Origin of the sequence: Marinomonas vulgaris, from assembly GCF_018145875.1 — a bacterium.
Lineage (GTDB): Bacteria > Pseudomonadota > Gammaproteobacteria > Pseudomonadales > Marinomonadaceae > Marinomonas > Marinomonas vulgaris.
In genome coordinates, this window is sequence record NZ_JAGSSV010000003.1 from 92,433 (window position 1) to 106,297 (window position 13,865).

General features: G+C 47.1%; 12 protein-coding genes. 4 read left to right on the forward strand and 8 right to left on the reverse strand.

The window, feature by feature from the left end; genetic code table 11:
* Positions 1-37: 37 nt before the first annotated feature.
* From yidC to rpmH, 3 genes are all read right to left on the reverse strand, one after another.
* Entirely contained in the window at positions 38-1,693 is a 1,656-nt protein-coding gene (gene yidC / locus J9B83_RS04100; protein WP_211535464.1) for a membrane protein insertase YidC, read from the reverse strand.
* A 94-nt stretch (positions 1,694-1,787) separates the two neighbouring features.
* Positions 1,788-2,186 (reverse strand): ribonuclease P protein component, encoded by a 399-nt coding sequence (rnpA, locus tag J9B83_RS04105; protein WP_211535465.1) that lies wholly within the window; start codon positions 2,184-2,186, stop codon positions 1,788-1,790.
* A gap of 8 nt (positions 2,187-2,194) precedes the next feature.
* Complete coding sequence (gene rpmH, locus J9B83_RS04110; RefSeq protein WP_012072147.1) at positions 2,195-2,329, reverse strand: 50S ribosomal protein L34; 135 nt, start codon at positions 2,327-2,329, stop codon at positions 2,195-2,197.
* A gap of 508 nt (positions 2,330-2,837) precedes the next feature.
* Between rpmH and dnaA the strand changes: the two genes are divergently transcribed.
* From dnaA to gyrB, 4 genes are all read left to right on the forward strand, one after another.
* Positions 2,838-4,394, forward strand: a complete 1,557-nt coding sequence (dnaA, locus tag J9B83_RS04115) for a chromosomal replication initiator protein DnaA (protein ID WP_211535466.1) — start codon at positions 2,838-2,840, stop codon at positions 4,392-4,394.
* 32 nt (positions 4,395-4,426) lie between these two features.
* A complete protein-coding gene (gene dnaN, locus J9B83_RS04120) occupies positions 4,427-5,524 on the forward strand; it encodes a DNA polymerase III subunit beta (protein ID WP_211535467.1) in 1,098 nt (365 codons plus the stop codon).
* 115 nt (positions 5,525-5,639) lie between these two features.
* Complete coding sequence (recF, locus tag J9B83_RS04125; protein ID WP_211535468.1) at positions 5,640-6,746, forward strand: DNA replication/repair protein RecF; 1,107 nt, start codon at positions 5,640-5,642, stop codon at positions 6,744-6,746.
* A complete protein-coding gene (gene gyrB, locus J9B83_RS04130; RefSeq protein WP_211535469.1) occupies positions 6,747-9,170 on the forward strand; it encodes a DNA topoisomerase (ATP-hydrolyzing) subunit B in 2,424 nt (807 codons plus the stop codon).
* Positions 9,171-9,256: 86 nt separating this feature from the next.
* Here the strand turns inward: gyrB and J9B83_RS04135 are convergent, their stop codons facing one another.
* From J9B83_RS04135 to J9B83_RS04155, 5 genes are read right to left on the reverse strand one after another with little or no spacing between them, the layout of a single operon-like run.
* Positions 9,257-9,391: an ATP-binding cassette domain-containing protein gene (locus J9B83_RS04135; RefSeq protein ID WP_211535470.1), complete on the reverse strand. Its 135-nt coding sequence runs from the start codon at positions 9,389-9,391 to the stop codon at positions 9,257-9,259.
* 32 nt (positions 9,392-9,423) lie between these two features.
* Positions 9,424-11,424 carry a Fe(3+)-hydroxamate ABC transporter permease FhuB gene (gene fhuB / locus J9B83_RS04140; RefSeq protein ID WP_211535471.1) on the reverse strand — a complete coding sequence of 667 codons (2,001 nt, stop codon included), beginning with the start codon at positions 11,422-11,424 and terminating at the stop codon, positions 9,424-9,426.
* The gene (locus J9B83_RS04145) at positions 11,421-12,323 is read right to left on the reverse strand and encodes an iron-siderophore ABC transporter substrate-binding protein (RefSeq protein ID WP_211535472.1); all 903 of its coding nucleotides are present in this window, start codon (positions 12,321-12,323) and stop codon (positions 11,421-11,423) included. The genes fhuB and J9B83_RS04145 overlap by 4 nt, the downstream gene beginning before the upstream one ends.
* Positions 12,317-13,084 (reverse strand): ABC transporter ATP-binding protein, encoded by a 768-nt coding sequence (locus tag J9B83_RS04150; protein ID WP_211535473.1) that lies wholly within the window; start codon positions 13,082-13,084, stop codon positions 12,317-12,319. The genes J9B83_RS04145 and J9B83_RS04150 overlap by 7 nt, the downstream gene beginning before the upstream one ends.
* The gene (locus J9B83_RS04155; protein ID WP_211535474.1) at positions 13,068-13,859 is read right to left on the reverse strand and encodes a siderophore ferric iron reductase; all 792 of its coding nucleotides are present in this window, start codon (positions 13,857-13,859) and stop codon (positions 13,068-13,070) included. The genes J9B83_RS04150 and J9B83_RS04155 overlap by 17 nt, the downstream gene beginning before the upstream one ends.
* Positions 13,860-13,865: the final 6 nt, after the last annotated feature.

Sequence of the window (13,865 nt, forward strand, 5' to 3'; positions counted from 1 at the left end):
AGCCTTTTTGATTCAAAACACCGCGCAATGTTGCGTATTAGGCTTCTTTTTCAATGCGTTTGGTAATGATGTACTGCTGCACGATCGACAAGGTGTTGTTGGTTACCCAGTACAGAACCAAACCACTTGGGAACCACAAGAAGAAGAAGGTAAATGCGATCGGCATAATCTTCATGATGCGTGCTTGCATTGGGTCTGGAGGCGTTGGATTCAACATCTGTTGTCCCAGCATACTCAAGCCCATCAGTATAGGCAGAATGAAGTACGGGTCCATAACCGACAAATCGTTGATCCACAGGAAGAAAGGCGCGTGACGCAATTCAACCGATTCCATCAATACCCAATACAAAGAAAGAAACACGGGCATTTGCACCAATATAGGCAAACAACCACCCAACGGGTTGATTTTTTCTTTCTTGTACAGCGTCATCATGGCTTGCGACATGGCTTGTCTGTCGTCGCCGTGTTGCTCTTTAAGCTTGGCAATTTCAGGACCGAATTTGCGCATTTTCGCCATAGAACGGTAGCTGGTGGCCGACAACTTGAAGAAGATGGCTTTCACACACACTACCACTAGGATGATGGCGATACCCCAGTTGATGACGAACGATTGAATCAAGGTCAACAACCAAAACAAGGGTTTCGCTAACCACCACAACCAGCCGTAATCGACAGTTAATTCTAGGTTTTCAGCGGTATCTTGCAGATGATCTTGCAGTTTTGGTCCCACATAAAACGTGGAGCTCAAAGTGCCTTGAGTGCCCGGTGCAATTTCAACCGCGGAACCGGTGAAACCTATGATGTTAAAGTCACCATTAGTACGTGCTTGCATGGTCACTTTTTGACCCTGCTCTGGCACCCAAGCGGACACAAAGTAATGCTGAAGAATCGCTACCCAACCTTGTGTTGTTGAGGTTTTAATAGGCTCTTCTGCCATGTCAGAGAAAGAAACTTTACTGTACTTGGTTTCTTCGTCTGAAATCGCACCACCCAGATAAGGCTGTAAGCCCATGCTGGTGGCTTGACTTGGATCTGGTGTATTGTCGCGTTTGATTTGCGCGAACAAGTTACCGCGCCATGTAGACGCCGCCGCATTGTCAACGGTAATCAACTGACGGATACGGTATTTACCCTGCATAAAGCGGAAGGTTTTGGTGTATTTCACCCCGTTTGCGTCTGTGTAATACAGATTTACATCCAGAGAGTCTTGGCCTTGCTCGAGTGTGTAAGACGTTTGTTCAGACTGATAAACAGGACGACCTTCTGATGAAGCATCTGGGCCATTTTGACCGATCAAACCGCTTTGCGTGACGTAGGTTTGCTCGCTGCTGTCTTCTAAAATGACAAAAGGATCGGGTTTACCCAATTCTTTTTTATACTGTAAAAGCGCCGCACCAACAATATCGCCACCAATCGGATTAATCGACACACGAAGTGTATCTGTGGTGACTTCGATCAATTTGCCAGGAGCGATTTGTTGTGCGCTGTCTGGAATCTCGCTATTGGCTTCGTTAGCGCTTTGAATTGCCATTGGCAAATCATTGTTGGCTTCGAGGTTTGTCTCGGTGGGAGACTGAGTGCTTTGGGCAACGCTTTGCGTGGACTGAGGACCATAATCCTGGCTCCACTGCAAAAACAGTAGGTAGCCACTGATAAAAAGCGCACCCCATAAAAAGTAACGTCTGAAATCCATGGTATTCAACTAATTTGTTTGGTTGGACAATAGGTTCACAGAACCCTTATAAAAATCACGCGCTATTAAACCAGCCTTTGGCAGTTTTTTCAGCCTATTTCTGCTTAGAGAGGTCGCGTTTTTTAGTTTGAGATGGTTTTTGTGCTTTTTTCGCCAGCTGATCCCACGCTTTATTCAGTCTTTTGTCTAAATCGGCGTTATCAAGCTCTTTGATTCCTTGTCTAGCAAGAAAAACAATGTCTAAGCCAGCCAGTGGCATTTTGTGATGGCGAAAGGAATCCCGTACCAAGCGTTTGATACGATTCCGGCCTACCGCACGTTTGTCCGTTTTTTTCGACACAATAAGACCTAACCGAGTGTGGTTGTCATCTCGTTTTCGTGCCAATAAAAGGAATTCGCCTGCGAAGACTTTGGAGGAGGTGTCATTAAAGACAGATTGATAATCCCCGGCATTCAGAAGTCTGACATGCCGAGGAAAACAATAATCGGTCATCAGCGGGATTATGCGCTTAGTACCTTGCGTCCGCGAGCGCGACGACGAGCGATAACTTGACGTCCGCCTTTAGTAGCCATACGGGCACGGAAACCGTGGTTGCGTTTGCGTTTAAGAACGCTAGGTTGGAAAGTTCTTTTCATCTTAATTCTCTCACTGAATGCAGTGTTTGAGTTTTGAGGGTTAGCGGCCGCCAAGCCTCTACATTTGATCGTCAAATCAGGGCGCGGATTTTAGAGGCTTTTTTGCACAAATTCAATGTTTATTGCTCCATAAATCGTTAAAAAACAACGCACAAATCATTAAACACTTATCAACAGAGTTTGTATTAAAAAGTGGATAATAAAAAAAGCTAGCCATTTAGTTATCCACTGATAAAAATCCTAGATAAATATGTGCATAAGATTCAAAAAGATAGCGGCTTGTTCACATGTGAATAAGTGGCGAGTAGATGAAAATTTTATAGTGGATAACTGCCATGGATATACACAAAAAGTATTTTTATCTACCGCTGTGCATAACTTTTCCTGTGATTATTATTTTCCTTTTGCACATTGTGCAGGGCTTTTTTCTATTTATGTGTGGATAACTTTATAGTGGCGATGTAAAATCCGCTTCTTGTCTGTCACTCAACCAGGGAGTACGTCTACAGTGTCTTTGGAACATTGGAATCTTTGCCTGCAGCGCTTGCAGGGTGAGTTTTCCACCTCTCAGTTCAACACCTGGATTCGTCCATTGCAGGCTGAAATGACGCCGAATGGCGACCTGTGCTTAAGTGCACCAAACCGATTTGTGTTGGATTGGGTGAGTAACAAATATCAAGCGCGCATTAAAGAGCTTTTGTCTGAGTTTGCTGGTGACGGTTTGGCGCCAGCTTTAAAGCTAGAAGTCAAAGCACAACACTTTGCGCAACCCAACACGGCGTCACCGCCACCACCACCTGTTTCCAGTGCCCCACCGATTAGCCCATTGAACAATGAAGTGGTGCGAGAGTCGGGTTATCGTCCAGGGTTCGGTTTGATGGACGAAGAAGAAGGCACCCCCCACGCCGACTTAGAGTTTGAAGCGCCTTTGACCTTGTCGGCCAATGGTCGTGGCTTACGTGGCGAGCTTGAACCTTATGAACAAGGCCAATTGCCTTTGACGGCACCAAAACGCAAGGTGCAAGTGGAAGGCGGCATCAATCACGGGGCGAATCTAAACAATTCTTTTACCTTCGATAATTTTGTTGAGGGTAAATCTAACCAACTTGCTCATGCTGCAGCGTTGCAAGTGGCCGAAAACCCAGGCGGTGCTTACAATCCATTGTTTATTTATGGTGGCGTGGGTTTGGGTAAAACTCACTTAATGCAAGCCGTCGGCACAGAGTTAATGCGCCATAACCCCAATGCGAAAGTCGTGTATTTGCACTCAGAGCGTTTTGTGGCCGACATGGTAAAAGCCTTACAACTTAACGCGATCAACGATTTTAAGCGCTATTACCGCTCGGTAGATGCTCTATTGATCGACGATATACAATTTTTTGCTGGTAAAGATCGCACCCAAGAAGAATTTTTTCATACCTTTAATGCCTTATTAGAAGGCGGTCAGCAGATGATTTTGACTTGCGACCGCTATCCAAAAGAAATTCAAGGCTTGGAAGATCGGTTAAAATCTCGCTTTGGTTGGGGGCTCACAGTGGCGATTGAGCCGCCTGAATTGGAAACCCGTGTGGCGATTCTGATGCGTAAAGCCGATGAAAGCGGCATCAAGTTGTCTTACGATTCGGCGTTTTTTATTGCTCAGAAAATTCGCTCCAATGTGCGAGAATTAGAAGGTGCTTTGAAGCGCGTAATAGCGAACTCGCACTTTACGGGTCGCGCGATCACACCAGACTTTGTGCGTGAATCACTAAAAGACCTTTTGGCCTTGCAAGACAAGCTGGTGAACATTGATAATATCCAGCGCATTGTGGCGGAATATTACAAAATTAAGATCAGCGATTTGCTGTCGAAACGTCGCAGCCGCTCCGTGGCTCGACCTCGTCAGGTTGCCATGTCGCTGGCTAAAGAATTAACGAATCACAGCTTGCCGGAAATTGGCGACGCCTTTGGGGGTCGTGATCACACCACGGCACTGCATGCGATTCGCAAGATCAAAGAGTTACAAGACACGGATTCTGATATCCGTGAAGACTACAAACAATTAATGCGAATTCTGACCACCTGATGGTCTAAGACTTTGAGTTTACGAGGAAAATAATGAAATTTTCAGTCGTCCGCGAGACACTTCTTAAGCCACTTCAACTTGTGGCAGGTGTGGTAGAGCGCAAGCAAACCATGCCCGTCTTAGCCAATGTACTAGTGGAAGTAAGCAACCAGACCCTCACCTTGACAGGTTCCGATTCGGAAGTGGAATTGATCGGTCATTTAGCACTGGATGAGTGCGAAGAAGGTCGCATTACCGTGCCGGCTCGCAAACTGATGGACATTTGTAAAAGTTTGCCCGACAGCGCCGTGATTGAGTTCACCTTAGACGGTCAAAAAGCGGTAATTCGCTCTGGTCGCTCACGCTTTAGTTTGTCGACCTTGCCAGCCGAAGAGTTTCCGAACATCAAAGACATGCAAGGCGACTTAACGGTATCCATTGCGCAAAACAGCGTACGTCGTCTGATCGACCGTACGGGTTTTGCCATGGCCAATCAAGATGTGCGTTATTACTTAAACGGCATGCTGATGGAAGTGGCCGATGGGCAACTTCGCGTGGTGGCCACCGACGGACACCGTTTGGCGACGGCCGTGGAAGACGCTCAAGTCAGTGGTGATTTGACGCAAGTGATTGTGCCGCGTAAGGGTGTGTTGGAATTGAACCGTTTGTTGAGCGACACCGACGAGCTAGTCGAGCTCACTATAGGCACCAACCACATTCGTGCCAAGGTGGCAGAATATGTATTTACCTCTAAATTAGTCGACGGTAAGTTCCCGGACTACCACCGAGTGATTCCCCGTAACAATGAAAAAATCATCATTGCGGATCGTTTAGAGCTGCGCCAAGTGTTTTTGCGTGCGTCTATCCTGTCTAACGAAAAATACCGCGGTGTACGCTTAATTCTATCGAACGGTATGTTGCAAGTGTTTGCCAACAACCCAGAGCAAGAAGAAGCCGAAGAGTCCGTGCTGGTGCAATACCAAGGCGACAACATGGAAGTGGGCTTTAACGTTGGCTATTTGTTGGACGTATTGGGCGTGGTCGACACTCAAGAAGTGCGCTTGTCCCTGAACGACTCCAACAGCAGCGCCTTGATCGAAGAAGCGCAAAGTCATGCGGCGCAATACGTCGTGATGCCGATGCGTTTGTAATCGCGTTTTTTGCCGTTAATACAGATCAAATGCTGGTCTTATCACCCGTTTGGCTTAGCACAAGAATGCTTTGCCAAGCGGGTTGTTTCTTCCCTCCAATGAAGGTGTAAGCCTTATGCCGCTGGTGCGTTTGGACATTTCCCATGTTCGCAACCTTTCTAGTGTGCGCTTTGAACCCTCGCCTCAAGTCAATGTGATTGTCGGTAAAAATGGCAGTGGCAAAACCTCTGTGCTCGAAGCGATCCACTTGCTGTCCTTTGGCCGCTCGTTCCGCAGTCACAAGCATAAAACCTACATTCAATACGATAACGACGCCTGTGTGGTGTTCGCTCAATTGCATCAAGCCCAAGGCAGTCCAGTTCGCGTCGGGTTACAGCGTCAGCGCGATGGTCACATTGATGTGCGTATTCAAGGTCAGCGAGCGCAATCTGTGATCGAATTAGCCGAACGCTTGCCGGTGCAGCTGATAAACCCTGATGCCTTTCGATTATTAGAGGGGTCGCCGAGCATTCGCCGCCAATTTATCGACTGGGGTGCCTTCCATTTCGACAAAGACTTCATTCAAGCGTGGCGAGGCTGGCAAAAAGCATTAAAACAGCGGAATACCTTGCTTAGACGTGGTAAAATATCCCTCAGTTTATTGGCCGCATTTGATCAAGAATTGATTCGATTAGGCGAGCAGGTGAATCAATCTCGCAAGGCGTACGTGACAAAATTGACACCGCATTTTGAGCGTGTTTTAGCGCAGTTGAGCGATGAACTGTCCGTGCAATTGCAGTTCTTTCAAGGCTGGGACGCGCAAAAAGATTTGCACATGGCGGTCGACGCCGGACGTGAACGAGACATCGAGCTAGGCTACACCCATACCGGCCCTCAACGAGCCGATTTGCGGGTGAAAACCGCCACAGGCGATGCCTTAGATAGCTTGTCACGGGGTCAGCAAAAGCTGGTGGTGTCGGCGCTGAAAATCGCGCAAGGTCAATTATTGATTGATATGGGCCGCCCTTTGGTGTTTTTAGTGGATGATTTGCCCGCCGAGTTAGACGCCAATCACCGACAAAAGTTGTGTCAGTTGTTGGAGTCGTTAAACAGCCAAATTTTTATTACCAGTGTTGAGCCTGATACCACGGATTTTACGTGGGCCAACACCACAGACGTTCGCCAGTTTTCCATGAATAACGGCGAGTTGTCTTTATTGAGCAAAGGTTTACAGGAGAGTTAAATGAGTGAAAATAATTACGATTCGTCCAGTATCAAGGTGCTCAAAGGCCTAGACGCTGTACGTAAACGCCCAGGAATGTACATTGGTGACACAGACGATGGCACCGGTTTGCATCACATGGTGTTTGAGGTCGTGGATAACTCCATTGATGAAGCCCTTGCTGGTCACTGTGACACCATTACCGTATTGATTCACCCTGATGAATCCATTTCTGTATCGGATAACGGCCGTGGTATTCCGGTCGATATCCACGAAGAAGAAGGCGTGTCTGCCGCGGAAGTTATCATGACGGTTCTTCATGCCGGTGGTAAATTTGACGACAATTCCTACAAGGTGTCCGGTGGTCTTCATGGTGTAGGTGTGTCCGTGGTAAACGCCTTATCAGAAGAACTGACGCTCACCATCCGCAAAAACGGTAATGTTTACGAGCAGCATTATGCCCACGGTGTACCTCAAGCGCCCTTGGCGATAGTCGGCGACACCGATGGTGCGGGCACGACGGTGCACTTCAAACCCTCTGCTGACACCTTTAACAACATTTTATTTATCTACGATATCTTGGCAAAACGCCTGCGTGAGTTGTCTTTCTTGAACTCAGGCGTCGCCATCAAACTCAAAGATGAGCGCAGTGGTAAAGAAGATTTCTTCAACTACGACGGTGGTTTGCGTTCTTTTGTTGAGCATTTGAACACCAACAAAACTCCGATCAACGACATTTTTCACTTCATTTGCCAGCGCGATGACCTAGAAGACGGCATCGCGGTAGAAGTGGCGCTACAGTGGAACGAAGGCTTCCAAGAAAACATCTACTGTTACACCAATAATATCCCTCAGCGCGACGGCGGTACTCACTTAGCGGGTTTCCGTGGCGCCTTGACGCGAACCCTGAATAACTTCATCGAAAAAGAAGGCTTAGCGAAAAAACAAAAAGTGGCCACAACCGGCGACGATAGCCGCGAAGGCTTAACCGCCATTGTGTCAGTAAAAGTACCCGACCCTAAATTCTCTTCTCAAACCAAAGACAAGCTGGTGTCGTCGGAAGTAAAAACCGCCGTAGAGCAAGAAATGGCGAAGCGTTTTGCTGAATATTTGTTGGAAAAACCAGGCGAAGCTAAAATCATTGTTAACAAGATGATTGATGCGGCTCGTGCCCGTGAAGCGGCGCGCCGTGCCCGTGATATGACTCGCCGTAAAGGCGCGTTAGACATCGCCGGTTTGCCAGGTAAATTGGCCGATTGCCAAGAAAAAGACCCTGCGCTTTCTGAAATCTACCTAGTGGAGGGTGACTCGGCGGGTGGTTCGGCGAAGCAAGGTCGTGATCGTCGTACGCAAGCGATCTTGCCACTGAAAGGTAAAATCTTGAACGTCGAAAAAGCGCGTTTTGATAAGATGCTGTCGTCTGTGGAAGTGGGCACACTGATCACCGCACTGGGTTGTGGTATTGGTCGCGACGAATTTAACATCGAAAAGCTACGCTACCACAGCATCGTTATCATGACCGATGCCGATGTGGATGGCTCGCACATTCGTACCTTGTTACTGACGTTCTTCTTCCGTCAAATGCCAGAAATCATTGAACGTGGTCACATCTTTATTGCCCAACCTCCTTTGTTTAAGATCAAACGTGGTAAGCAAGAGCAGTACATCAAAGACGAGCCCGCGCTAGAGCAACACTTGATTGAGGTGGCATTAGATGGCGCGCACATGCACGTCAACGCTGATGCACCGGGCATTCAAGGGGAACATTTAGCGAAGTTAGTGCGTGATTACATTCGTATTGAAGCAGACATTGATCGTTTATCTCGTGTGTACCCTAAAGACGTAATGACCAAGCTTTTGTATTGCAAAGCCTTAACCCAAGAAAACCTTGCTAACGAAGCCGATGTTACCGAATGGGTTGAAGCGATTCGTCGTCAAATGCCACAAGATGCCCGTACCGGCTTCCGTTTCGATTTCTCGGTTGAAAAAGACGATGAACGTAACCTGTACCTACCTGTGGTCGATATCATGTCCCATGGTGTGTCTAATCGTTATCGCTTTGAAGGCGCCTTCTTCAACTCACCTGAGTACAAGCGCATCGTTGCCATGTCTGAAACCGTAGAAGAATTATTCGGTGAAGAATCTTACATCCAACGTGGCGAGCGTCGCGAGTCGGTGACAACCATCAGCGACATGAAAGCCTGGCTGATGAAAGAAGCGTCCCGTGGCATGACCATCCAGCGTTACAAAGGTCTGGGCGAGATGAACCCAGAGCAACTTTGGGAAACCACCATGGACCCAGATGCCCGTCGCATGTTGCGCGTGACCATCGACGACGCCGTCGCCGCCGACCAAATGTTCACCACATTAATGGGTGACGAAGTGGAACCGCGTCGTAACTTCATCCAAGAGAACGCCCTAAACGTCGCCAACTTGGACGTGTGATAGTGTTGCTTTAAGTTAGATCATTTAAACATCAAAAAGCCTCGACTTCTCAGAAGATCGGGGCTTTTTTGATTTTGGATGAGTATTTAGTTGAGATTAAAGTCACAGATAACGATGGTGGATTTACCGGCTCCACTGGGGCCGATAAGTCCAACAATCTCACCATCGGGCACCTCAAAACTGATGTCTTTCAATACACAAGGGCCAGATTTGTAGCGCATTTTTAAATGCTCAATTTTAAGCGCTGATTTTATTATGAACTGTTGGTATTTTTACGGTTTTTCAGCAGCAAGACGATAAAATAAGTGCCCCCTATGATAGCGACCATGGTACCAGCAGCTAATTGATTCGGATAAATAATGGTTTGCCCTATCCAGTCTGACAGTTGCAGCAAGCTGGCACCTAGTAAAGCGGATAACAACAGCTGAGGCAAAACAGTACGTGCTCCGAGCAAGCTGGCGAGATGGGGAGCGACAATACTGACGAAGGCAATGGGGCCGACCAGTGCCGTTACCGAAGCGCACAAGGCACCGGATAGAGTCAGCAAAAACACAAAGGTTGGCTTGACGGCAATGCCTCGTGCCGCAGCGGTTATGTTGCCCATAGACATGAGTGCTAGCACGCGGTGTAAGCTGACAATGAATAGGATCAAGATACTACTAATAAAGCATAATAAAATCGCTTGCTCTGGCGTGACTCGGTAGGTAGAGCCCGCTAACCAGCGCAAAATATCGTAAACCTCTTCTGTACCTCTCATCATGCTAAACTGTACCAGTGTTTCTATTAAAGCAGACAGCGCCACACCGGTTAAAATCATTGGAGCGGGTGCGAACCGAAAGCGTCGACCGAGCATGAGTAAGAATAACAACACCGCCATACTGCCTAGAAACGCAATGATGGGACCGAGCTCTCCCATGCGAATACCTAAAAAAGCGCTACAAGCTACCATAGCGAGTACGGCACCAGCGGATAAGCCCAATAAGTCAGGGCTAGCCAAAGGGTTATGAATGAGTCGTTGCATAATCACGCCTGATACAGCCATAGCTGCGCCTGCTGCCAGACTAGCCGTCAGTCGAGGCCATTTTAGTGACCAACTAAACGCATTTGGCCAATGAAGCACATAATGATTGTGCTCAAAATGGGAAAAGACGCCAAGAAACAGAATGACGATGAAGACGAAAAGCACCAGCAATAGTCGCTTTGTGGACAGCCCAGAGTGACTGACAATGGCCCGAAAACTGCTGTTTTCTGCCTGGGTTAAGCGTTGACGAATGAGCCAAACAAGCAAGGGTGCACCCAATAACGCTGTGGTTAACCCTGTTGGTACTATGTCTAAGCTGATCTTTCCTATAATAAGAGCAAGATTATCCGACATGATCAGTAGTAAAGCGCCGAGTAAACAGGACCAATAAAGCTCTGACGTTGCGGTTCTCGCTCCTACTAAACGCGCCAAATTAGGAGCGACCAAACCAAGAAAACCAATAATACCAACCATGGTAATGGCTGCGGATAGCATCCACAGGCCTGCAACCATGAGGATAAGAAATAAAGCGGTGACATTTAAACCACGCCCTGCTGCGCCCTTCTGCCCCAATTTTAATAAAGTCAGTGGTCTACCTGCGAAGAGCAATATGGCGATACCAATCAAGCAATGGGGCCATAACCAATGAACCTTGTGCCAACCATTTTGATTTAAATCCCCTGCTCCCCAAATGAATAAGTTTTGTGCGTATTGTTCATTCAACAAGACTAAAGCGGTTGTTATGGCACCAAATAGCAGGTTTACGGCCATGCCGGACAAGACGATGGACAGACCAGTCAGTTGGCGAATACCACTGATAAATAATACTAACCCTAAAGCAAGGAGCGACCCCATCATAGCGGCGGCGGCTTGAAAATGGGCCTGGCCTTCTGGCCAAAAAATGGCCAGGACTATAAGGCCAAGCCAAGCCCCGCTAGATGTGCCCAAGGTGGTTGGCGAAAGTAGTGGATTGCGAGTCAACTGTTGAATCACACTGCCGATTAAACCGATGGAGCCACCTACCAAGAGTGCCATTATCAATCTAGGTAAGCGGGAGTAAGCCCAGTCGACCTGATCAAAGTTTTGCATGATCTGTTGTTGAGAAAGTTGTCCTGTAACTATATCCCACTGGGTTTTTAATGTGATTTCTGTGTCTATTTGTAGGAGCGTTAGGCAAACGAAACCTAAAACAAAGAGAGCGGCATATTGCCCTTTTGTGCGGGAGGTGATCATTCTTTGTTCGCTAATTTGAGTAAGGCCGCGGTCATTGCTTCTGCCAAATATTGCAATGACATGGCTCCGCCGTAGGTCCAAGTGGACTCAACAGAGGCCACCCTGCCACCTTGTACAAAAGGCATGGCTTGCCATAACGGTGACTGATTGAGCTGCTCTTCTTGGTAAAAAGGTTGGAAGTAGAGCAAAACATCTTGGTCGATTGTTCGCAGAAATTTAAGTCTTTTTTGTTCTAATCCCCACTGACTATTTTTAATGACTATCGCCGGCTTAATACCGAGTGCCTCAAGCGCGTATTGTGGCATGGAATTTTCACCGTACACGTAAGCGGATGTTGTATTGGCAAAGCGCATACTGGTTACCTTAGGTAAACCATTCACAAAAGCGTGTTCAAGCTGAGTTCTGAGTGTGTTGAGTACCTGGCTGCGCTGTTTTAACTTCTGTAAGGCAATATCTTCTTTGCCCAAAAGTTTAGCTAGAGTCATGAAGTCTCTGTCGGCTTGTTCGGCGTTATTATGGTCTGCTCGGTAAGTATCGAATAGCATTACAGGAGCGATGGCTTCTAATCTTGATGCCATGTCTTTTAATGAGCTGCCAATCAAGATGATATCGGGTTTTAATTGTACAAGTTTTGCTAAATTAGGCTCTTCACGAGTGCCTATGCCCTCTGTGGAAGAAGGGATGGCCGGACGCTTTACCCATTCGTTATAGCCTTTGATATCGCCTGCGGCAATGGGTGGTACACCTAATTCGATGAGGCTTTCCGTTAAGCCCCAATTTAGTGAGGCAATACGAGTTGGTGTGACGGTTGATTCTGCCTTGATCCATGTGGAAAAGCTGAGCAGACACAGAATGAAAGCCGCTTTAAAAAAGGGTTGGCTGGGGGGCAGTGTCAACATACTATGGCTACCTTGGAATCATTTTCTGGGTGTTGGATCAATGTCATAGGAATGCCGTATAACGCTTCTAGAGGTCCGGCTTGCATGAGCTCCTTTGGTGCGCCTTGAAAGAAAACCTTACCTTGTTTCATGGCGACTATGTGATCGGCATATCGTGCAGCCAGATTGATATCGTGTAGGATCAATACCATGCCCTGCCCTGTTGTACGGTTAAGGGTTTGCAGTAAGTACATTAATTCGTATTGATGAGAAATATCTAATGCCGAGGTGGGTTCATCTAACAATAAGACGGGAGATTGCTGTGCCAGAAGCATAGCAATCCAGGCACGTTGGCGTTCACCACCGGATAGTTCTTCAATACATTGCTGGGCAAAGGGTTCGATGCCCACTTGGTGAATAGCCTGGTGAATAATGGCGTGATCAGAGGCTTGCATTCGTCCCCAGCTACCCCGCCATGGAAAGCGACCTAGTTGGACTAATTCTTCTACGATCAAACCAGAAGAAGAAGGCAGTTGCTGGGGAAGAAAAGCGATCTGTTGCGCTAGGGTTCGTTGAGAAAAAGTGCGCAATGGTTTGTCCGTAAAACAGATTTCGCCCTGATCAGGAGTAAGTTGACGAGCAAGACATTGCATCAGGGTGGTTTTGCCTGAGCCATTATGGCCCAGAATCACCGTTAGTTGATTGGTTGGAAGGGCAAGTTGAGGAACCTGTAAAATGGCTCTTTGACCTCTTTCGATCAACACATCAGTGAGCTTGTACATCTTGATCCTTGTTTGCTTTGTTCTTTTTAAGGCGTGGGCATTCTGCACACAGACCGCCATCATGACGACGAAAATGTAAGCAGCAAGTTCGTCTTGTAAAAGTCAAGGCTGTATCATCATGATGCAGTCGTTCTCTTGGTGTGAGCGGTAGATCTAGCGCATTTGCCCATAATGTGAACTCTTCTATGATGGTATGTTTATTTTCTAAGATCGTTGGTCTTTCATGAAAGTGCTCTAGCGCAATTTTTTGGGCCACCAGAAGAGAGGTCATAAATTGATCGGCCAACAAAGCTTGGTACAAGACGTTATTGCCACCAAATTGTTTAAGATGCTCGCTTTTCAATACATCAAATAAGCCTTTAAGCTGAGTCGCGGCGTGAACAATTAGGGATAAGTGGTTACCAGTAAACCAAATACTCTTTTTTTGCTCTAACGTGCGATCGGGTAAGGCGTAACCAGCAATGTAAGCACCCTGTTGACTCTGGTGTAAATGGCTTAGAGTATTGGGTACCTGTTTAAGGTGATAGACACAAATCAAAGCTAGGTAGATGGGTTGCCAGCAGCTCAGACCCCAAGATCTAACGCGCCAGTATGGAGCACCTGCTTCAGGGTGTGCCTTACGTAATTCGTGATGCATCTTTGCTAAGAAGCCTGCTGTCGAATGTATCGACAGAAGACGTTCATTTTGATGCAAATCTGTACCCAATTCTCTTCCTTCAAGAATAGGAATACAGGCTTTGCTTGAGTGAAAAAGAGAGTCTAACGACCTTTCCATATTAGT

Coding starts and splice junctions, on each gene's coding strand:
- fhuB (WP_211535471.1), bottom strand. CDS start 11,424: ATGATCACCTCCCGCACAAAAGGGCAATATGCCGCTCTCTTTGTTTTA.
- J9B83_RS04135 (WP_211535470.1), bottom strand. CDS start 9,391: ATGCGCTACAAATCTGGCCCTTGTGTATTGAAAGACATCAGTTTTGAG.
- rpmH (WP_012072147.1), bottom strand. CDS start 2,329: ATGAAAAGAACTTTCCAACCTAGCGTTCTTAAACGCAAACGCAACCAC.
- dnaN (WP_211535467.1), top strand. CDS start 4,427: ATGAAATTTTCAGTCGTCCGCGAGACACTTCTTAAGCCACTTCAACTT.
- J9B83_RS04145 (WP_211535472.1), bottom strand. CDS start 12,323: ATGTTGACACTGCCCCCCAGCCAACCCTTTTTTAAAGCGGCTTTCATT.
- rnpA (WP_211535465.1), bottom strand. CDS start 2,186: ATGACCGATTATTGTTTTCCTCGGCATGTCAGACTTCTGAATGCCGGG.
- gyrB (WP_211535469.1), top strand. CDS start 6,747: ATGAGTGAAAATAATTACGATTCGTCCAGTATCAAGGTGCTCAAAGGC.
- J9B83_RS04150 (WP_211535473.1), bottom strand. CDS start 13,084: ATGTACAAGCTCACTGATGTGTTGATCGAAAGAGGTCAAAGAGCCATT.
- yidC (WP_211535464.1), bottom strand. CDS start 1,693: ATGGATTTCAGACGTTACTTTTTATGGGGTGCGCTTTTTATCAGTGGC.
- J9B83_RS04155 (WP_211535474.1), bottom strand. CDS start 13,859: ATGGAAAGGTCGTTAGACTCTCTTTTTCACTCAAGCAAAGCCTGTATT.
- recF (WP_211535468.1), top strand. CDS start 5,640: ATGCCGCTGGTGCGTTTGGACATTTCCCATGTTCGCAACCTTTCTAGT.